General features: G+C 71.2%; 22 protein-coding genes. 3 read left to right on the forward strand and 19 right to left on the reverse strand.

All coding sequences use genetic code 11. The features are described 5' to 3' along the window. Positions 1–125: 125 nt before the first annotated feature. Positions 126–1,001 carry a 30S ribosomal protein S2 gene (rpsB, locus tag ABZW17_RS42445; protein ID WP_354827305.1) on the reverse strand — a complete coding sequence of 292 codons (876 nt, stop codon included), beginning with the start codon at positions 999–1,001 and terminating at the stop codon, positions 126–128. Positions 1,002–1,653: 652 nt separating this feature from the next. Here rpsB and ABZW17_RS42450 point away from each other — a divergent pair. Then, positions 1,654–2,280 (forward strand): M23 family metallopeptidase, encoded by a 627-nt coding sequence (locus ABZW17_RS42450; protein ID WP_354827307.1) that lies wholly within the window; start codon positions 1,654–1,656, stop codon positions 2,278–2,280. Here ABZW17_RS42450 and ABZW17_RS42455 read toward each other — a convergent pair whose 3' ends face one another. The 18 genes from ABZW17_RS42455 to ffh form a co-directional block, all read right to left on the reverse strand. Then, positions 2,281–3,129 carry a FliA/WhiG family RNA polymerase sigma factor gene (locus ABZW17_RS42455; RefSeq protein WP_354827310.1) on the reverse strand — a complete coding sequence of 283 codons (849 nt, stop codon included), beginning with the start codon at positions 3,127–3,129 and terminating at the stop codon, positions 2,281–2,283. A 110-nt stretch (positions 3,130–3,239) separates the two neighbouring features. Beyond that, on the reverse strand, positions 3,240–4,220 hold the full coding sequence (locus ABZW17_RS42460; RefSeq protein WP_354827312.1) for a tyrosine recombinase XerC: 981 nt from the start codon (positions 4,218–4,220) through the stop codon (positions 3,240–3,242). Positions 4,221–4,323: 103 nt separating this feature from the next. Next, positions 4,324–5,466, reverse strand: a complete 1,143-nt coding sequence (gene dprA / locus ABZW17_RS42465) for a DNA-processing protein DprA (RefSeq protein WP_354827315.1) — start codon at positions 5,464–5,466, stop codon at positions 4,324–4,326. Further along, positions 5,463–5,789: a hypothetical protein gene (locus ABZW17_RS42470; protein WP_354827317.1), complete on the reverse strand. Its 327-nt coding sequence runs from the start codon at positions 5,787–5,789 to the stop codon at positions 5,463–5,465. Before ABZW17_RS42470 ends, dprA begins: the two co-directional genes overlap by 4 nt. Next, positions 5,786–7,297, reverse strand: a complete 1,512-nt coding sequence (locus tag ABZW17_RS42475; RefSeq protein ID WP_354827320.1) for a YifB family Mg chelatase-like AAA ATPase — start codon at positions 7,295–7,297, stop codon at positions 5,786–5,788. Before ABZW17_RS42475 ends, ABZW17_RS42470 begins: the two co-directional genes overlap by 4 nt. Next, positions 7,297–7,674 (reverse strand): YraN family protein, encoded by a 378-nt coding sequence (locus ABZW17_RS42480; protein WP_354827322.1) that lies wholly within the window; start codon positions 7,672–7,674, stop codon positions 7,297–7,299. Before ABZW17_RS42480 ends, ABZW17_RS42475 begins: the two co-directional genes overlap by 1 nt. Positions 7,675–7,930: 256 nt before the next feature. After that, positions 7,931–8,254 carry a DUF2469 domain-containing protein gene (locus ABZW17_RS42485; RefSeq protein WP_003096226.1) on the reverse strand — a complete coding sequence of 108 codons (324 nt, stop codon included), beginning with the start codon at positions 8,252–8,254 and terminating at the stop codon, positions 7,931–7,933. Continuing rightward, the gene (locus ABZW17_RS42490) at positions 8,251–9,093 is read right to left on the reverse strand and encodes a ribonuclease HII (protein ID WP_354827380.1); all 843 of its coding nucleotides are present in this window, start codon (positions 9,091–9,093) and stop codon (positions 8,251–8,253) included. Before ABZW17_RS42490 ends, ABZW17_RS42485 begins: the two co-directional genes overlap by 4 nt. A gap of 83 nt (positions 9,094–9,176) precedes the next feature. After that, positions 9,177–10,115, reverse strand: a complete 939-nt coding sequence (lepB, locus tag ABZW17_RS42495; protein ID WP_354827324.1) for a signal peptidase I — start codon at positions 10,113–10,115, stop codon at positions 9,177–9,179. Between the two features lie 31 nt (positions 10,116–10,146). Further along, on the reverse strand, positions 10,147–10,515 hold the full coding sequence (gene rplS, locus ABZW17_RS42500; protein WP_091306793.1) for a 50S ribosomal protein L19: 369 nt from the start codon (positions 10,513–10,515) through the stop codon (positions 10,147–10,149). 133 nt (positions 10,516–10,648) lie between these two features. Beyond that, a complete protein-coding gene (gene trmD, locus ABZW17_RS42505) occupies positions 10,649–11,428 on the reverse strand; it encodes a tRNA (guanosine(37)-N1)-methyltransferase TrmD (RefSeq protein WP_354827327.1) in 780 nt (259 codons plus the stop codon). A 1-nt stretch (position 11,429) separates the two neighbouring features. Then, complete coding sequence (rimM, locus tag ABZW17_RS42510) at positions 11,430–11,942, reverse strand: ribosome maturation factor RimM (protein WP_354827330.1); 513 nt, start codon at positions 11,940–11,942, stop codon at positions 11,430–11,432. Positions 11,943–11,962: 20 nt separating this feature from the next. Beyond that, on the reverse strand, positions 11,963–12,202 hold the full coding sequence (locus ABZW17_RS42515; RefSeq protein ID WP_003103110.1) for an RNA-binding protein: 240 nt from the start codon (positions 12,200–12,202) through the stop codon (positions 11,963–11,965). Beyond that, entirely contained in the window at positions 12,199–12,642 is a 444-nt protein-coding gene (gene rpsP / locus ABZW17_RS42520; protein ID WP_155545316.1) for a 30S ribosomal protein S16, read from the reverse strand. The genes ABZW17_RS42515 and rpsP overlap by 4 nt, the downstream gene beginning before the upstream one ends. Before the next feature lie 171 nt (positions 12,643–12,813). Further along, positions 12,814–13,608: a type II CAAX endopeptidase family protein gene (locus ABZW17_RS42525; RefSeq protein ID WP_354827332.1), complete on the reverse strand. Its 795-nt coding sequence runs from the start codon at positions 13,606–13,608 to the stop codon at positions 12,814–12,816. A gap of 100 nt (positions 13,609–13,708) precedes the next feature. Next, positions 13,709–14,434, reverse strand: coding sequence for a type II CAAX endopeptidase family protein (locus ABZW17_RS42530; RefSeq protein ID WP_103350107.1), 726 nt, complete (start codon positions 14,432–14,434; stop codon positions 13,709–13,711). Between the two features lie 44 nt (positions 14,435–14,478). Further along, positions 14,479–15,555, reverse strand: coding sequence for an amidohydrolase family protein (locus ABZW17_RS42535; protein ID WP_354827334.1), 1,077 nt, complete (start codon positions 15,553–15,555; stop codon positions 14,479–14,481). Next, the gene (gene ffh / locus ABZW17_RS42540; RefSeq protein ID WP_354827336.1) at positions 15,552–17,087 is read right to left on the reverse strand and encodes a signal recognition particle protein; all 1,536 of its coding nucleotides are present in this window, start codon (positions 17,085–17,087) and stop codon (positions 15,552–15,554) included. Before ffh ends, ABZW17_RS42535 begins: the two co-directional genes overlap by 4 nt. Positions 17,088–17,282: 195 nt before the next feature. Between ffh and ABZW17_RS42545 the strand changes: the two genes are divergently transcribed. Together ABZW17_RS42545 and ABZW17_RS42550 are read left to right on the forward strand one after the other, a co-directional pair. Then, on the forward strand, positions 17,283–19,061 hold the full coding sequence (locus tag ABZW17_RS42545; protein WP_354827339.1) for an ABC transporter ATP-binding protein: 1,779 nt from the start codon (positions 17,283–17,285) through the stop codon (positions 19,059–19,061). A gap of 9 nt (positions 19,062–19,070) precedes the next feature. After that, positions 19,071–19,520: a MarR family transcriptional regulator gene (locus ABZW17_RS42550; RefSeq protein ID WP_354827341.1), complete on the forward strand. Its 450-nt coding sequence runs from the start codon at positions 19,071–19,073 to the stop codon at positions 19,518–19,520. The last annotated feature ends 68 nt before the right edge of the window (positions 19,521–19,588 follow it).

Consider the following 19,588-nt stretch of genomic DNA (forward strand, 5'->3'; position numbering starts at 1 on the left):
TTCGTATTAGTTTTCTTTTTTTTTTTTTCCTTATTTTCTTTAACTTGTTAGTTTTGTTTTTTTGGGGGGGCGGCCGCGCGGCGGGCGGCCGGGCCGGGCCCCCCCCCCCCACGGACGGTGGAGCGTCAGGAGGAGGCGGTCGCCTGCTCGGGAGCGGCCTCGGCCGGGGCCGCCTCGACGGCCGCAGCGGCTTCGGTCGCGTCGGCGGCGGCGGTCTCGGAGCCGGCGAGCAGCTCCTTCTCCCACTCGGCCAGCGGCTCGTCGGCGGCGACGCCCGGCTCCGGCTTCGTGTCGGCGGACGCACCGTTGCGGCTGGAGCGGGCCATCAGACCGGCGGCCGCAGCCTCGGCGACGACCTTGGTCAGCAGCGCGGCGGAGCGGATCGCGTCGTCGTTGCCCGGGATCGGGTAGTCGACCTCGTCCGGGTCGCAGTTGGTGTCCAGGATCGCGACGACCGGGATGTTCAGCTTCCGAGCCTCGCCGACGGCGATGTGCTCCTTCTTCGTGTCGACGATCCACACGATGCTCGGCACCTTGGCCATGTCGCGGATACCGCCGAGGGTCTTCTCGAGCTTGTCCTTCTCGCGGGTCAGCGTCAGGATCTCGCGCTTGGTGAGACCCTCGAAGCCACCGGTCTGCTCCCGCGACTCGAGCTCCTTCAGGCGCAGGAGGCGCTTGTGCACGGTCTGGAAGTTGGTCAGCATGCCGCCGAGCCAGCGCTGGTTGACGTAGGGCATGCCCACGCGCGAGGCTTCGGCCGCGATGGCTTCCTGAGCCTGCTTCTTGGTGCCGACGAACATGATGGTGCCGCCGTGCGCGACGGTTTCCTTGATGAATTCGTACGCACGGTCGATGTAGGTCAGCGTCTGCTGCAGGTCGATGATGTAGATGCCGTTGCGCTCGGTGAAGATGTAGCGCTTCATCTTCGGGTTCCACCGGCGGGTCTGGTGCCCGAAGTGCACACCGCTGTCGAGCAGCTGCTTCATGGTGACGACGGCCATTGCCGGAATCACACCTCTTCTGTGTCGTGCGCGCCGAGTGTGTCGGCGCGCTGCTCGGTTTTGTCGCTCCCGGCCGGGTGGCCGTTCGCCCTGGTGCCCGTGCCGGCGCCCGGACCCCGGGGAGGACCCCGGGGACCGCCGGACACCGTGCGACTCGCCGGCTGACAGAGTTCGAAAAACCGGGGAACGCGCACGTGCACGCGAAGTCAGCCCGCTCACGCGGACCGCGCAGAAGATTCTACCCCCTGCCACCACCCCACTCCCCACCGGCGGCCGCTCACCGGAGCAGTTGTCCACATCGGGTCCGGTTATCCACAGATTCGGCAGCAGGCCCCCACGCGGCGCCCGGGTACCGCACGCTGGAGCCATGGAGTCGATCATGCGGTCCCGACGGTGGCTGGTAGCGGTGTTTGCCCTGTTCACGGGCGTGTTCGGAAGTTTCGGAGGTGGGTTCGGAGGGGGTGGTGCGGAGGTGCGGGCACCGGCGTTCGGAAGTGAGCTGCCGACGCCGGCGACGCTGGGGACAGCTGCTGCCTGGACGAGTGGAACGGGATGGCCGGGCGGCCCGGCACCGCCGGACACCCGAAGCTCCGGGTTGACCGCCGCGCCTGGGGCTGACGACCCGGCACCGTCGGCCGCCCGACTCTCCGGCATGACTGCTGCGCCTGGGGCCGACGACCCGGCACCGCCGTTCACCCGGCTCTCCGGCTTGACCGCCGCGCCTGGGGCCGGCGACCCGGCACCGCCGCCGGACACCCCGTTCGCCGAACCGTCGGCACCCGTGCCGTGGCTCGATGCGGTCCGGCCGTCCTCGATCGGCGATGAGCCGGGCTTGGGCAGTTCCCCGGTCCGCCGCCAAGCGCGGCTCTCCTGGCCGTTGTCACCCGTTCCGGTGGTCACGAAATACTTCGACGCCCCCGAAACGCCCTTCGGCGCCGGCCATCGCGGAGTAGATCTGGCGGCCGCACCCGGGCAGGACGTGCTGGCGGCCGACGCGGGTGTCGTCGTTTTCGCCGGAATGGTGGGCGGGCGGCCCGTGCTGTCCATCGACCACGACGGCGGCCTGCGGACCACCTACGAGCCCGTCGCGCCGAAGGTCGCCGTGGGTGAACAGGTCTACCGCGGGCAGGTCCTCGGCACCGTCGTCGCCGGGCACCCCGGCTGCCCCACTGCGGCGTGCCTGCACTGGGGCGTGCGCCGGGGCGAGGAGTACATCGATCCGCTCGCACTGACCGGCGAGGCCGGCGAATACCGGCTCAAGCCGTGGGGAGGTGGTTGATCAGGCGCCGGTCTGCTCGACCAGCTTGGCGCGCAGCCGCATGACCGCCCGCGTGTGCAGCTGGCTCACCCGCGATTCCGTGACGCCGAGGACCTTGCCGATCTCGGCGAGGGTCAGGCTCTCGAAGTAGTAGAGGCTGACCACGATCTTGTCCCGCTCGGTGAGCTGCGCGATCGCCTGGGCCAGCTGGCGGCGGTTGTCCTGGTCGACGAGCACCGCGACCGGGTCGACGGCGTCGTCGTCGGGCAGCGTGTCGACCAGCGAGCCGCTGTCCTTGCCCGCGGCCACCAGGTCCTCCAGCGCCACGACGCTGGTGAGCTGCAGCTGGCCGTAGAAGTCGCGCAGGTCGTCGAGGCCGATGCCGAGTTCGGCGGCGAGTTCGGCGTCGGTCGGGGTGCGGTGCAGGCGGGCGCCGAGGCGCTCCATCGCGCGCTCGGCCTCCTTGGCCTTGCTGCGGACCGCGCGCGGCACCCAGTCCTGTGAACGGAGGTCGTCGAGGATCGCGCCGCGGATGCGCTGCATGGCGTAGGTCTCGAACCGCAGGCCGCGTTCGGGGTCGAACTTCTCGATCGCGTCGACGAGCCCGAAGATGCCGGACTGCACCAGGTCACCGACGTCGATGTGGGTCGGCAGGCCGGTGCCGACCCGGCCGGCGACGTACTTGACCAGCGGGGCGTAGTGCAGCACGAGCCGATCGCGCGACGCCTGGTCGGGGCTGTCGGCGAACTGCTGCCACAGCGCCGCGATCCCGGCGTCGACGTCGTAGCCGGCCCGGGTTTCCGCGGGCACGCCGGCCTCACCGTGAGTGGTCACTCCGGCGGCTTCGGTCACGTGCGGGCCTGCGCTCATTGCACAGTCGTTCTCGGCATGCGGCTCAGTGTTGTCTCCGTGCTCGTGCGGATGCGCGTGCGCCGCCGGGCCTGCTGCTGACGACCCCGGCGAGCCTCCCCCGGACCGCCTCAGGCCCTGGGGTGCGCTCGGTCATGGATCGCTTTCAACCGGTCGACGGTCACATGAGTGTAGAGCTGCGTCGTGGCAAGCGTAGCGTGACCAAGCAGTTCCTGAACGCTCCTGAGATCGGCACCCCCTTCGAGCAGATGCGTCGCGGCCGAATGCCGCAGGCCGTGCGGGCCCATGTCGACGGCTCCGGGCACGGCGCTGACGGCGTCGTGCACCACGCGCCGCACCGCCCGCGGGTCGACGCGTTTCCCCCGCACCCCGAGGAAAAGCGCGGGCTCGGCGCTCTCACCACCCGTTTCGGCGACGATCTTCGGCCGCCCCTCCTCGATCCAGTCGCCCAGCGCCTCGGCCGCCGGGACGCCGAACGGGACGACCCGTTCCTTGCCGCCCTTGCCCAGCACCGTCACGACACGCCGGGAGAAGTCAGCCCCGCCGACGTCCAGCCCGCACAACTCGGACACGCGGATGCCGGTGGCGTAGAGCAGCTCGACGATCGCGCGATCACGCAGGGCGACCGGATCGCGTTGCGCCGCCCCGGCCGCCGACGCCTGCATCACCTCCCCCGCCTGCCCGGCCCGCAGCACCCCGGGCAGGGTGCGGTGCGCCCGCGGAGCGGCGAGTCGGCCACCGGGGTCCGTCGCCAGGACGCCGGTGCGGTGCGCCCAGGCGGTGAACGTCCGCGCCGAGGCCGCCCGCCGGGCGAGCGTCGTCCGGCTCGCCCCACCGGCCTGCTGGGCGGCGAGCCACGCCCGCAGCCGCCCGAGGTCGAGATCCGCCGGCTCGCCTCCGCCGTCCACGACGAACCCCAGCAGCGCCACGGCATCGCCGACATACGCCCGCACGGTGTGCGCCGACAGGCCCCGTTCGAGCCCGAGGTGCCGTTCGTAGCCGGCGAGGACGGCCCGCACGGGTTCGGGCAGCGCGGCCCGAAGCGCGCGCAGATCGGGGCGGCGGGCCCGTCCGGAGTGTGATGACGGCATGGATGTCACGCTGCGCGAACATCCGCCTCCGGTCAAGGATCGCCACGCGTCCGCACCGGACCGGCCGAACACCGCCGGCGTTTTCGCCCGGATTCCGTGGTGGTCACGCGCTTTCCTTCCGTCGTCGCCAGCCCGCTTCCCCGCGGACGGCGAATCCGTCTATTTCCAGCTCCGGCAGCAGCGCTCGCACCCGCCGCAGCGGCAGGCCCGATTCGGCCGCGATCTCGAAGTCCGACCGGTCGGCGCGCACAGCCAGTGCCTCGAAGGTGCGCAACGCCTCGGGCCCCAGCCGATCGGTACGCCGTTTCGGCCGGCTCGCGGTGACGTCTTCCACGGCACCGAAGCGGCCGACGGTCTCGAGAACCTCGTCGACGGTCGAGACCAGCGTCGCCCGGGCATCCCGGATCAGGTCGTGACAGCCGGCGGACATCCCCGAGGACACCGGCCCCGGGAGCGCCATCACCACCTTGCCGAGCGCACCGGCGGTGCTGGCGGTGTTGCGGGCACCGCTGCGCCGCCCGGCCTCGACGACCAAGGTGCCCTCGGTGAGGGCGGCGATGAGCCGGTTCCGGACGAGAAACCGGTGCCGAGCCGGCGGAGTACCGGGCGGGTACTCGCTGACGACCGCGCCGCCGGACCCGACGATCCGTTTCAGCAGTGCGATGTGCCCAGCCGGATACCCGGCATCCACGGCGCAACCCAGCACGGCAACGGTGACACCGGACGCGGCGAGCGCACCTCGGTGCGCAGCCCCGTCGATGCCGTAGGCGGCGCCCGAGAAGACGGGCACACCCCGGGTCGCCAGCCCGTAGGCGAACTCGGCGGCGTGGTGTTCGCCGTATTCGGTAGCGGCACGGGCACCGACAACGGCCACGGCCCGATCAGCGGCGTCGCCGAGCGCAACATCCCCGGACACCCAGAGAGCCAAGGGCGGCACGGCTTCGGCCACCCCACGCCGGGCGGCGAGGTCGAGAGCAAGCAAAGGCCACGCCGGCCACTCATCGTCTTCGGGCACGACAAGGCGAGCACCTACCTCGGCGGCCCGAGCAAAGTCCTGGGCGACAAGGTCATAGTCCCGCCGCGCCTCGGTCACCTTCAGCACATCAGGCGGACAATCACCAAGCCGAACCCGCGCGGCGGCCGCTACCGGCCCATGCGCGGCAACAAAGGCGACAAGAGCAGACGCCGGCGGTTCGGCCACCCGCAGCAGGTAGGCACGCGCTCGCCGCAGCTCGTCGGCGCTCATGCCACCACCCGCTCGCAGAAGGCCAGCGCCACCCCGGTCTCCACCAGTCGGCCCGCGGCAAAGAGACCGGCCCGGCCCGATGCCAGCCGCTCGCGTGCCTGGCGCAGCGACGCACGCACGACCGGAAGGCCAAGCCAGCCCTTGTCGGCCGACACCCGGCGGACGAACACCCGCAACAACTCCGCGCGAAACCAACCCTTATCGGCCGACACCCGGCCGACTAACAACCGCGACAAGCCCACGCCAAACCAACCCTTGTCGACCCGCGGCCGGCCGACCACCGCACCCGATGCAGTTGCTTGCCGCGACATGGCGGTGCTCATGCCGCCACCCGCTCGCGGAAGGCCAGGGCCGCGCCGACCTGTTCGGCGCCTGGGCGCGGTTCGGCGTCCAGGTCTGCCAGGGTCCAGGCGATGCGCAGGCAGCGGTCGGCGCCGCGGCCGCTCAAGGCGCCTCTGTCCATGGCTCGGTCGAGCACGGCCGTTGCGTCGGTGGGGAGGGCGAACTGACGACGCAGGGCCGGGCCGGGCACTTCCGAGTTGGACAGCCAACCGTGCTCGCTCCACCGTTGCGCCGCGCGCTCGCGAGCGGCCAGCACCCGCTGGCGGACAGCGTCGGACGGCTCCGCCGTGCCGGCGTCGTGGGCGCTGATGGCGCTCAGCGGCCGCAACCGGACCCTCAGGTCGACGCGGTCCAGCAGCGGTCCGGAAAGCTTGGCGAGGTAGCGGCGGCGGGCACTCGGCGAACACACGCAGTCGGTGTCTTTCGGCGGCGCACACGCACACGGGTTGGTGGCCAGGACCAGCTGGAACCGGGCCGGGTAGGTGATCGATCCCTTGACCCGGGCGATGCGCACCTCGCCTTCTTCGAGGACGGTCCGGAGCGATTCGAGGCACTGCCCCCCGAACTCGCAAACCTCGTCGAGGAACAGGACGCCGCGGTGTGCCCGGCTGATCGCGCCCGGGGACGCGATTCCGCTGCCGCCGCCGATCAGGGCCGGAACCGAGATCGAATAGTGCGGAGCCACGAACGGCGGGACGGTGACCAGCGGGGAGGACTTCGACAGCGAACCGTCGACCGAGTGCACCGCGGTGACCTCCAGGGACTCGTCCTGCGTCAGCTGCGGGAGGAGGCCGGGAAGACGCTTCGCGAGCATCGTCTTGCCCACCCCGGGCGGGCCGGTGAGCAGGAGGTGGTGCCCGCCGGCCGCCGCGACCTCCAAGGCCCAGCGGGCCTCCGGCTGACCGACGACGTCCGCCAGGTCCGGCACCTCCGGCGGAGCCGCCGGGGTGGGTGGCTCCGGACGTGCCAGCTCGCCTTCGCGCTTCAGCCATGCCACGAAGTCCCGCAAGTGCGGCGCGCCCGCGATCTCGATGCCGTCCACGAGGGCTGCCTCGACGAGGGAGTCCGTCGGCACGACGGCTCGCCCGTATCCCGCCGCCCTGGCGGCCAGCAGGCCCGGAAGAATGCCGCGGACCGCCCGGATCCGGCCGTCCAACGCCAGTTCGCCGAGCAGCACGGTGCCGAGCAGCCGCGTTGCCGGCACCGCACCGGAGGCCGCGAGCACCGCCGCCGCGATCCCCAGGTCGAAGGCGGACCCCATCTTGGGCAGGTTGGCCGGGGACAGGCCGAGCGTGACCTTGCCGTCGGGCCACGGCTGCCCGGAATTGCGGACGGCGGACCGGACGCGGTCCTTCGCCTCGCGCAACCCGGCGTCGGGAAGGCCGACGAGGGTGATCCGGCTCAGCCCGCCGCCGAGGTCGGCTTCGATCTCGATGACCCGGCCGTTGATGCCGAGCAGGCCCGCTGACCACGCTTTGGCGATGGGCATCAGAACGCCGCCTCGATGTGCTGGAGGCGGGGCTGGGTGCCCGGTTCCGCCAGGATCGTGACCACGTCGTAGCGGACCGGGCACCAGCCGATGCGGAACTCGCGTAGCCAGCGTTGGGCCGCTCGGCGGACGCGGCCGGCCTTCTCCTCCGTGACCGTTTCGGTCGGGAGGCCGAATTCGGTGCCCGAGCGGGTTTTCACCTCGCAGACGATCACGCGGGTCCGGTCGGTGAACACGAGGTCCAGTTCGCCCTCCCGGCAGCGCCAGTTGCGGGCCAGCAGGACCAGGCCGCGGTCCTGGAGGTAGCGGAGGGCGACATCCTCGCCCCAGGCACCCAGGTCGCGGCGGTGTCTTGCGAGCTCGTCGGTGCCCGTCATCTCTTCGCCCCCTCGTCGGTGCACGTCACCAGGGCGGTCCTGGCGATCACAGTGCGTGTGCCTTCGACGATGGCAGGGGGCGAGGCGGCCGGGCCAGAGCGGAATCGCGGACCTGTGGACAACCGGGGTGCTGGGGACAACTCACCCACGGATCGCCGTTGGGGCGCCCGGATTGTCGGTGGGGTGTGCTACGGGCGACGCGCCCGCGAAAAAACACCGCGCCGGCTCGGTCGAGCCGGCGCGGTGGGGTCGAACGTCAGCCCGAGAAGGGGCCGTCCTCGGGGAGGCGGAGGTCCGGCTTGTCCAGTTCCTCCACGTTGACGTCCTTGAACGTGATGACCCGGACGTGCTTGACGAAGCGGGCCGGGCGGTACATGTCCCAGACCCAGGCGTCCGACATGCGGACCTCGAAGTACACCTCGCCGCCGCCGTCGCGGACCTGGACGTCCACCGCGTTGGCCAGGTAGAACCGTCGCTCGGTCTCCACCACGTACGAAAACTGGCCGACTATGTCGCGGTACTCGCGGTACAGCGAGAGCTCCATCTCGGTCTCGTACTTCTCGAGATCCTCTGCGCTCATGAAATCCGCGCCCCTCCTCGGGATCGTGCTGGTGCTCCGCCGGCAGAGCGTTCATTGTGACCCACGCCCGGGGCCGGGGCATGCAGCGGCAGGCTGAGTTGCGGTTCCAATGCCTCGTCGAGCACCGCGGACAGGCTCGCCGCGCCCGGGGTCTCGACGGCTTTCTCCAACGCCGCATACGTGAGCAGGACCGGCCGCGCCGGGCGCAGGCCGCGCTTGATCGCCACCGTCGCCACGTTCGTGTAGGACCAGCGGTGGACGTCGCTCGGGCCGTGCTCGCGCAGCGCCGCCAGGTGGTCGGACGTGCTGTAGCCCTTGTGCACGTCGAAGCCGTAGTGCGGGAGTTCCTCGTGGTAGCCCGCCATGATGCGGTCTCGCGTCACCTTCGCCAGCACCGACGCGGCCGCGATGCAGGCCACCGAGCGGTCGCCCTTGATGACCGCCGCGTTCGGGGCCGTGAGGCCCGGGACGCGGAACCCGTCGGTGAGGATGTACCCCGGCTGCACGCGCAGCGCGGCCGCCGCCCGGCGCATGGCCTCCAGGTTCATCACCCGGATGCCGTAGAGGTCCACTTCTTCGGTCGGGACGACGATCACCGAATAGTCGACGGCGCGGGCGAGGACCAGGTCGTAGACCCGGTCGCGCGCCTTGGCCGTCATCAGCTTCGAGTCCGTGAGCTCGGTCAGCTTCGCCGCGTCGCCCTGTTTGAGCACGCAGGCCGCGACCACCAGCGGCCCCGCGCACGCCCCGGCGCCGGCTTCGTCCACGCCGGCGACCGGGCCGAGGCCACGGCGATCCAGGGCGCCCTGCAGACCCCAGAAGAGGTCGCCGCGCACCACGGCTCGCGGTGGCCGGATCGGCTCGGCCGCCGTCAGGGGAACGGGAAGTGTCAAGGCTGGATCACCCGTCTGCCGGCAAGGGGCTAGGGTTTCCGCCCGGCCGCCCGGCGCAGTCCGGACTTGAGCTTGCGTCCGAGGAACAGCGCCGGCCACGCCGCCGCGATCCCGGCGCCCAGCGGAAGCCCGCTCTGCCAGGCCGGCGCGCCCAGCGCCACCGGCTGCGCCGACTCCTGCGGGTTGTGGTCGGAGATCCCGCCCCACCGGCTCGGCGGCAGGACGATGATCCGCGCCTTGCCGATGACGTTGTCCACCGGGACCGCGCCGTTCACGCCGCCGCCGCCCTGGAACCGGGAGTCGTCGGAGTTGTTGCGGTTGTCGCCCTGCACCCAGAGCATCCCCGCGGGGACCTTCACCGGATCGAAGGTCTTCTGCTCCTGGTTCGCCGGGTTGTCCCAGTAGATGTACGGCTCGTCGAGCGCCTTGCCGTCCACGATCATGCGGCCCTGCGGGTCGCAGCACTGGACGGTCTGCCCGCCGACCGCGATCACCCGCTTGACGAAGTCGCGCTCGTCCGGCGGGGCGAACCCGACCAGCGAGCCGAGACCGCGCAGGCCCTGCACGATGATGTTGCTCGACTCCTGCGGCGCGATCTCGTTGTTGATCCACGCGGGCGGGCCCTTGAACACGACCACGTCGCCCGGGGCGGGCTCGGTGAAGTCGTAGGTGACCCGGTCGACGAGGATCCGGTCGCCGGTGCACCCGGGACACCCGTGCAGGGTGGCCTCCATGGAGCCCGAAGGGATCATGAAGACCTTCGCGAGGAATGTCTGGATCAGGATCGTGAGCACCAGGGCGATCACGAGCAGGATCGGCAGTTCCTTCCAGAACGACCGTTTCTTGGCGGGCTTGGCTCGCCGCCGACGGGATCCCCCGCGCTCCTCGGATCGGGACAGCCGGGGCTTGTCCTCTTCGGAGCGGTCGGGGTCATCCTCGGGAGCGTTCTGGGACACGGGTTCGGCCACGTCGTCAGGCTACCGGTAACCGGGTGGTGACTCAGTTAGCCGAGGCCGTCTCGCGGTTCTCGCGGCGCTCCTTGATCTTGGCCTTCTTGCCGCGGAGGTCGCGCAGGTAGTACAGCTTCGCGCGCCGCACGTCACCGCGCTTGTGGACCTCGATCTCGGCGAGGTTCGGCGAGTGCACCGGGAAGGTGCGCTCGACGCCGACGCCGAACGAAACCTTGCGCACGGTGAAGGTCTCCCGGATGCCACCGCCCTGACGGCGGATGACCACGCCCTGGAAGACCTGGTTGCGCTCGCGGTTGCCCTCGATGACGCGGACACTCACCTTGAGCGTGTCGCCCGGGCGGAAGTCCGGGATGTCGGAACGCAGCGACTGCTTGTCCAGCGCGTCCAGGGTGTTCATCGGTGGTCCGTCCTCGTCTTCGGTATGGCTTGCGTACAGATCCCGGGCGCGCAACGGTGCCGCTGCGGGCGACCCGGGGGGCTGATGGCGGGCTCGTGGACGAGGAGGTCCACTCACGCCAACCTGTCAAGTATTACAGACCGGGATCGGGCCGGGCGAACCGGCCCTCGGCCTGCTCGGGGTCCAAGCCCTCCAGGACCCCGCGGTCGTGCTTGTCGAGACTACCTTCCGGCAGCGCCGCCAGGAGATCGGGGCGGCGACGGGCGGTGCGCTCGAGGGCCTGGTCACGCCGCCAGCGGTCGATCAGCGCGTGGTTGCCCGACCGCAGCACGTCCGGCACGGCGAGCTCCCGCCACACCTCCGGGCGCGTGTAGCTGGGCCCTTCGAGCAGGCCGTCGGAGAACGAGTCTTCGGCGGCCGAACGCGCGTTGCCGAGCACCCCGGGCAGCAGCCGGACGACGGCCTCGACGATGACCAGCACCGCCGCTTCGCCGCCGACCAGGACGTAGTCGCCGATCGACACCTCGTCGACCGGCATCCGCCGGGCCGCGTCGTCGACGACCCGCTGGTCGATGCCCTCGTACCGGCCGCACGCGAAGACCAGGTGCTTCTCCGCCGCGTACTCGTGCGCCAGCTCCTGTGTGAACGGCCGCCCGGCCGGCGTCGGCACGACCAGCCGCGTCCCGGGACGGCAGACGTCGTCCAGCGCCGGGCCCCAGATCTGCGGTTTCATGACCATGCCGGGCCCGCCGCCGTACGGCGCGTCGTCGACCGCGCGGTGCACGTCGTGCGTCCAGTCGCGCAGGTCGTGCACGCCGACCTCGATCAGGCCGCGGTCGATCGCCCGGCCCAGCAGCGCGGCGCGCAGCGGGTCGAGGTATTCGGGGAAGATCGTGACGACGTCGATCCGCATCTCAGGCGTCCAGGAGCCCTTCCGGCGGGTCGAGCACGACCCGGCCGCCGGCGACGTCCACCGTGGGGACGATCGCGTGCACGAACGGCACCAGCACCTCGCGGCCCTCGACGTCGAGTTCCAGCAGCTCGCCCGCGGGCGAGTGGACGACTTCGACGACCTTGCCGACGACCGTGCCGTCGGCCAGCTCGGCCCGCAGGCCGGCCAGCTCGTGGTCGTAGAACTCGTCCGGGTCCGACGTGGGCGGCAGGGTGGCCGTGTCGGCCACCAGCAGCGCGCCCCGCAGCGTCTCGGCGACGTCGCGGGTCAGCACCTCCTCGAAACGCACCAGCAGCCGCCCGCTGTGTTCGCGGGCGGCTGCGATGGTGAGTTCCCTCTTGCTGCCGTCACGCAGCTTCGTCGTGACGGCCGCACCGATCTTGAACCGCTCTTCCGGCGAGTCCGTGCGCACGTCCACCGCGAGTTCCCCGCGGATGCCGTGCGCCTTCGCGATGCGGCCTACTACGACGTCCATCCTGACCGTTTCGATGAGGCTCAGCGGTCGGTGTCGACGACGTCCACGCGGACGCCGCGGCCACCGATGCCACCCATGACGGTGCGCAGGGCGGTCGCCGTGCGACCACCCCGGCCGATCACCTTGCCGAGGTCGTCGGGGTGCACGTGCACCTCGAGCGTGCGGCCACGGCGCGTGGTCAGCAGCTCGACCCGGACCTCGTCCGGGTTGTCGACGATCCCGCGCACCAGGTGCTCGAGGGAGTCAGCCAGAAAGCTCACTCGGCCTTCTCACCCTCGGTGGCTTCGGCCTTCTCGGCCTCGGCCTTCTTGGGGGCCGACTTCTTCTTCGGCGTGGTGGCCTCGGTGGAGGGCTCCTCGCCGGCCGCGGCCAGCGCCGCGTTGAACAGGTCCTGCTTGGACGGCTTCGGCTCGGCCACCTTCAGGGTGCCCTCGGCGCCCGGCAGGCCCTTGAACTTCTGCCAGTCACCGGTGATCTCCAGCAGGCGCTGGACCGGCTCGGTCGGCTGCGCGCCGACACCCAGCCAGTACTGGGCGCGCTCGGAGACGACCTCGATCAGGCTCGGCTCTTCCTTCGGGTGGTACTTGCCGATCGTCTCGATGGCCTTGCCGTCCCGGCGGGTGCGCGCGTCGGCGACGATGATGCGGTAGTACGGCGCACGGATCTTGCCGAGGCGCTGCAGCTTGATCTTGACGGCCACGGGTGTGGGTTCTCCTCGAGTCTCTCTGGTACTGGGCTGGGCGCACGCGGGCCGAGTGGGGACACGGACGCGGGCACCCTGAGGTCAGGAGCTTTCGCACGGTGAGAGGGTCCGGCGGAAGCAGGCAGTGACCCATTCTGCCAGACGGCACCCGCGGCCCCCGAAAGAGGCTCAGAAAGACGCCACCCCGAGCGCCCCGAGCAGGATGGTCAGCGCCGGGAGGAAGTTGTTGACCTGGTGCGCGACGATGCTGCCCGGCAGCCGCCCGGTGACGAGCCGCACGAGGCCGATCGGCACGGCGATGACCAGCAGCAACGTCGTCCGCAGCGGTTCGAGGTGGCTGGCCGCGAAGACCGCCGTGGACAGCAGGAACGCCGCGACGCGCCCCCAGCGCTCGCTGCGCCACTGCAGCTGCTCGGCCGCGCCCCAGAGCAGGCCGCGGTAGATGATCTCCTCGCAGATCGGGCCGAGCAGCCAGAGGTAGACGAACATCACGACCGCGGCGGAGATCGACATCCGGCGGTCCTCGACCAGCGCGCTGATCGCCGACGTCGCGTTGGCGTCGCCGACCAGGTGCGTCCAGAGGTAGGCGGCGACGGTGGTGAAGACGAGGCCGACGCAGCCGTACCGGACCCCCGTCTTCACGTCGGCCCAGCGCCACTCGAGCCGCAGGTCGGCGACGGGCCCGTTGCCGCGCACGAAGGTGATCAGCACCGCCACGCCCGCCGCGATCATCGTCGGCAGCATCGTGCCGAGCAGCACGACGCGCATCGGCAGCGGACCGGGACCGGTGTCGCCGACCAGGGCGGACACGAAGGCCGCCGACGCCAGCAGTACCGCTTCGACGAGCAGGAAGGCGCCGAAACCCCACCGGTGCCGCGGCGGGGCCGGCAGGAAGGCGGGTTCCTCGGGCTCGGGGAACGGCGTCGGGCCGGCAGCCGGGTCCCGGGGCTGGGAAGTGGTCACGCCTTGCCCTCCGCGTCGCTCGGCTCCTGCGTCGAGCCTAGCGGCCGGGATGTGATCTCACAGTATCCGTCCAACTACTGTCCATCGAACTTCGCAACGGCTAGTGCGCGACGAACAGCAGCACGGCCGGCGGCAGGTTGTTGGCGGCGTGGGCGATCACGCCCGCGCTGACCCGGCCGGACAGGTGCCGGGCCAGCCCGATCGCGAGGCCCTGGCCGAACAGCGCGATGGTCCGCGTCGGTTCGCCGTGCAGCTGGGCGAACACCAGCGAGGTGAGCACGAGCACCACCCACGGCGGGACCCGGTGGAACGACAGCGCGTTCCACAACGTGCCGCGGACCAGCAGTTCCTCGGTGATCGGGGCGCCGGCGATGACGATCACCGCGGCGAGCACCAGCCACACCGTGTCGCCGTCGAAGGTGTCGGCGAGGTCGGTCAGCGGGCTGTCGGAGACGTCGTCGGCGCCGTAGACCGCGATCAGCATGAGGTTGAGCAGGTAGCCGACGACCAGCGCGAGCACTCCGCACGCAAGGCCGATCCGGACGTCGCGCCAGGTCGGTTTGAGCCCGAAGTCCGCGCGCAGCCCGTCGCCCCAGAGCCACGACGCCGTCGCCGGGCCGAGGCCGAGCAGCAGGTTGGGCACGAACGCCAGGAGCAGCAGCGGGCCGATGTCGCGCAGCTCGAGGGGGTCGAACTCGCCGACGTTGCGGTTGACCGCGGCGGCGATGATCAGGTTGGTCAGGTAGTAGCCGGCGATGCCCGCGAAGAACGCCACGAAACACCAGTGCGCCCCCAGCACGCGCCGTGCGCCGTCGTCGTCCGTCACGCCTCCACGCTAAAGTGCCGACCCCGCAAGGAAAAAAGCGGGGTCTACGCGTAGACGACCCCGCCGAGCACGATGTGCGACGGATGCCGGAGGACACCCAGGTCCTCGCGCGGATCGGCCGGGTAGACGAGCAGGTCGGCGGGCGCGCCCTCGGCGATGCCGGGGTGGCCGAGCCAGTCGCGGGCGGCCCAGGACGCGCTCGCGAGGGCCTCCTCGCGCGTCATGCCGGCGCCGTGGAGCGCTTCGATCTCGTCGACGAGCCGGCCGTGCTCGACCATGCCGCCCGCGTCGCTGCCCGCGAAGACGCGTACGCCAGCTTCGATGGCCGAAGCGACCATCGCGCCGACGCCGGCGTGCAACGCGCGCATGTGCGCGGCGTACGCCGGGTACTTGCCCGCCTTGTCCGCGATGCCGGGGAAGTTCTCGATGTTGATCAGCGTCGGGACCAGGGCGACGTCCTGTCTCGCCAGCTCGGCCAGCTGGTCGGCGCTCAAGCCCGTGCCGTGTTCCAGGCAGTCGATGCCGGACGCGATCAGGCCGGGCAGCGCCGCTTCGCCGAAGACGTGCGCGGTGACGCGGGCGCCGTTCTCGTGCGCGACCTTGACGGCTTCGGCCAGGACGTCGTCCGGCCACAGCGGCGCGAGGTCGCCGACGCCGCGGTCGATCCAGTCCCCCACCAGCTTGACCCAGCCGTCGCCGTCGCGGGCCTGCCCGGCGACGGCGTCCGGCAGCTGCGACGGGTCGTCCAGCTCGATGCCGAGGCCGGGGATGTACCGCTTGGCCAGGGCGAGGTGCTGCCCGGCGCGGATGATCGTCGGCAGGTCGGCGCGCCGCTGCAGCGGCCGGACGTCGATCGGCAGGCCGCAGTCGCGGATGAGCAGCGTCCCGGCGTTCCGGTCGGTGATCGCCTGCTCGGTGGCCTCCTCCAGCGACACGGGACCGCCGACACCGATGCCGGGGTGGCAGTGCGCGTCGACCAGGCCGGGTACGAGGAAGACGTCACGGCCCAGCGTTTCGGCGTCCGGCACCGGCTCGAACGAGATCCGGCCGCCGGTGATCCACAGTTCCCCCGGCTCGCCGCCGGGCAGGACCACCCCGGCGGCGTGCAGCGCGCGGCTCAATTGTCCTTGGGGTTCTTCGGGAGCTTGAACTTCGTCGGGTCGAAGCCCGGGACGTCGTTCATGCCGCCCAGCTGCGACAGGTCGGGCATCCCGCCCGGCATCTGCCCGCCCGGGGGCAGCATCGGCATGCCGCCGGGGAAGCCGCCGCGCACCCTGGGAGGTGTGGGACCGCGGCCCTTCTTGCCCTTCTTGCCCTTGCGCGACTTCGAGCCGCCCCCGCCGCCGAAGCCGAACCGGCCGGCCATCTGGGCCATCATCTTGCGGGCCTCGAAGAACCGGTTGACCAGGTCGTTGACCTCGCGGACGGTGACACCGGAGCCGTTGGCGATGCGCAGCCGCCGCGACCCGTTGATCATCTTCGGGTCTTCGCGCTCGGCCGGGGTCATGCCGCGGATGATCGCCTGCAGCTTGTCCAGGTGCTTGTCGTCGACCTGGGCCAGCTGGTCCTTCATCTGGCCGGCGCCGGGGAGCATGCCGAGCAGGTTGCCGATCGGGCCCATCTTGCGGACCGCGAGCATCTGCTCGAGGAAGTCCTCGAGGGTGAGCTGGCCGCTGGAGAGCTTCTCGGCGGCCTTCTCGGCCTGCTTCTGGTCGAAGGCCTGCTCGGCCTGCTCGATCAGGGTGAGCACGTCGCCCATGCCGAGGATCCGCGACGCCATCCGGTCCGGGTGGAAGGTGTCGAAGTCCTCGAGCTTCTCGCCGTTGGAGGCGAAGAGGATCGGCTGGCCGGTGACCTCGCGGACGCTCAGCGCGGCACCACCGCGGGCGTCACCGTCGAGCTTGGTGAGCACGACACCGGAGAAGCCGACGCCGTCCTGGAACGCCTGGGCCGTGGTCACGGCGTCCTGGCCGATCATCGCGTCGACGACGAACAGGACCTCGTCCGGCTCGACCGCGTCGCGGATGTCGGCGGCCTGCTTCATCAGCTCTTCGTCGACACCGAGGCGGCCCGCGGTGTCGACCACGACGACGTCGTGCTGCGCGTGCTTCGCCTCGGCGATGGCGCGGCGGGCGACGTCGACCGGGTCGCCGACGCCGTTGCCGGGCTCGGGCGCGAAGGTGACGACGCCGGCGCGCTCGCCGACGACCTGCAGCTGCGTGACGGCGTTCGGGCGCTGGAGGTCGCAGGCGACCAGCATCGGCGTGTGGCCCTGCTTCTTCAGCCACAGCGCGAGCTTGCCGGCGAGCGTCGTCTTACCGGCACCTTGCAGACCGGCGAGCATGATCACGGTCGGCGGGGTCTTGGCCAGGTTGAGCCGCCGCGTCTCGCCGCCGAGGATCCCGACGAGCTCCTCGTTGACGATCTTGACGACCTGCTGCGCGGGGTTGAGCGCCTGGGAGACCTCGGCACCCTTCGCCCGCTCCTTGATCTTCGCGATGAAGGTCTTGACCACGCCGAGGGCGACGTCGGCCTCCAGCAGCGCGATGCGGATCTCGCGCGCGGTGGCGTCGATGTCGGCGTCGGACAGCCTGCCCTTGCGCGTGAGCGTCTGCAGGGCGGCGGTGAGCCGATCGGAGAGGGTGTCGAACACGGGTGTGCACGCTCCAGCTGGGTCGATGGTGGCGCGCCGGACACAGCCGGCCCTGTCGAGGGTAGTCGCTCCGGCTGTCTCCCTCCGCGGGTGTGCGCCCAGTAGTACGCGTGCGTTAACTACCGTTCGACGCACTTTCGGGTGGGATGCCGAAAATCGGTGGTGCGCGGACCGAATTTTGGTAAACATAGGTGCATGACCTCAGTCCCCGTCCTGCGCGAACCGGCCGCAGACATCGACGAGCCCGTGCCGCTGCGGCGGATCGCCGGGCTGTTCCGCCCGCACCGCGGGCCCCTCGGCGCGCTGTTCGCGCTGATCGTCGTGCAGGCCGGCCTCGGCGTCGTCTCGCCGTTCCTGCTGCGCGAGATCCTCGACGACGCCCTGCCGCACCGGGACACCCTGCTGATCAGCCTGCTGGCGGCCGGGATGATCGTCTGCTCGGTCGGCAGCGGCTCGCTCGGCGTCGCCACCACCGGCCTGTCCAACACCATCGGGCAACGGGTCATGAACGAGCTGCGCGTCTCGGTCTACGGCCACCTGCAGCGGATGTCGCTCGGCTTCTTCACGCGGACGAAGAGCGGCGAAGTGCTCTCGCGGGTCTTCAACGACATCGGCGGGGTCGACAACGTCATCACCACGACGGCCGGGTCGATGGTGCAGAACGCGACCACGACGATCGCCATCGCCACCGCGCTGATCCTGCTCGACTGGCAGCTCGCGGCCCTTTCGCTGATCGTCGTGCCGCTGTTCCTGCTGTTCACGCTGCGGCTGGGCAAGAAACGGCGGAACCTGGCCCGCGGCCGCACCCGGAGGATGGCCCGGTTGACGACGATGGTCGAGGAGTCCCTGTCGGTCACCGGGGTGCTGCTCGCCAAGACGATGGGCAACGAACGGGCGATGCGCGAGCGCTTCGGGGCGGAGTCCCGGGAGATCGCGTCGCTGGAACGGGCGGCCGCGCTGGCCGGCCGCTGGCAGACGGCGTCCCGGGCGATGAGCCTGACCGTGATCCCGGCGCTGGTGTACTGGATCGCCGGGCTGGCGCTGGCCGGCGGCGCGTCGCCGATCTCGCTCGGCACCGTGGTGGCGTTCACCAGCATGCTCAACCGGCTGGTCGCACCGGCGAGCGCGATGCAGTCGATCGGGCAGAACGTGGCGACGTCGAAGGCACTGTTCGGCCGCATCTTCGAGGTGCTGGACCTGCCGGTGGAGATCGCGGACAAGCCCGGTGCGCGCGAGCTGCAGGTGCGGCGCGGAGACGTCTCGATGCGCGGCGTTTCGTTCCGCTACGACGCGGACGGCCCGCCGACCCTGCACGAGATCGACCTCGACGTGCCGGCCGGGACCACGACGGCGCTGGTCGGCTCGACCGGCTCGGGCAAGACGACGCTCGCCTACCTCGTCGCGCGGCTGTACGAGGTGAGCAGCGGTTCGGTGACGATCGACGGCACCGACGTCCGGGACGTCACGCTGGCGTCGCTCGCGGCCGGTGTCGGGCTGGTGTCGCAGGAGACCTACCTCTTCCACGACACCGTGCGGGAGAACCTGCGCTTCGCCAAGCCGGACGCGACGGACGACGAGATCGAGCGGGCGGCGAAGGCCGCGCACATCCACGACACCCTGGCCGGCCTGCCCGAGGGGTACGACACGGTCGTCGGCCAGCGCGGCTACCGGTTCTCCGGCGGCGAGAAGCAGCGGATGGCGATCGCCCGGATCCTGCTGCGCAACCCGCCGGTGCTCATCCTGGACGAGGCGACCAGCGCGCTCGACACCCGCACCGAACGCTCGGTGCAGGCCGAGCTCGACCGGCTCGCGGCGGGCCGCACGACGCTGACGATCGCGCACCGGCTGTCCACTGTGGAACACGCGGACCAGATCGTGGTGCTGCACGAAGGGAGGATCGCCGAACGGGGAACACACGAAGACCTGCTGACGCGCGGCGGGCGTTATGCCCGGCTCGTCCGGGGAACCCTCTAACCTGGGGCCATGCAGCCCGACACGGTCCACGCGGACGCCGAACTCGCCGACCTGTCCCGGCGGGTGCGCGAAGGCGTGGGGCGGCTGAACTGGCGGATGCGCTCCGAGGCGGACCACCACATCCCCGGGCCGGCGGTGCTCGCGGTGCTGAGCCGGCTCTACCGCGCGGGCACGCAGACGCCGACCGAGCTGGCCGAGGCGGAACGGCTGCAGCCGCAGTCGCTCACCCGGATCCTGGCGTCGCTGACGTTGCGGGAGTGGGTTGACCGGGTGCCGGATCCGGACGACCGGCGCCGTTCGCGGATCAGCATCACCTCGGAGGGGCTGGCGGTGCTGCGCCGGTACAGCATCCAACGCGAACGGTGGCTGGCGGCGACGCTCGAGTCGACGCTGTCGCCCACCGAGCGGCAGCTGCTCAGGCTGGCGGCCGACCTGCTCATCCGGGTCGCGGACGCCTGAGGGATCCCGCCGAGGCCGGGTGCCGGCCGGGTGCACCGGACCGCGCGGCAGCAGGGGTCACCCACCCG

The organism is Amycolatopsis sp. NPDC004625 (assembly GCF_040609695.1).
GTDB lineage: Bacteria > Actinomycetota > Actinomycetes > Mycobacteriales > Pseudonocardiaceae > Amycolatopsis.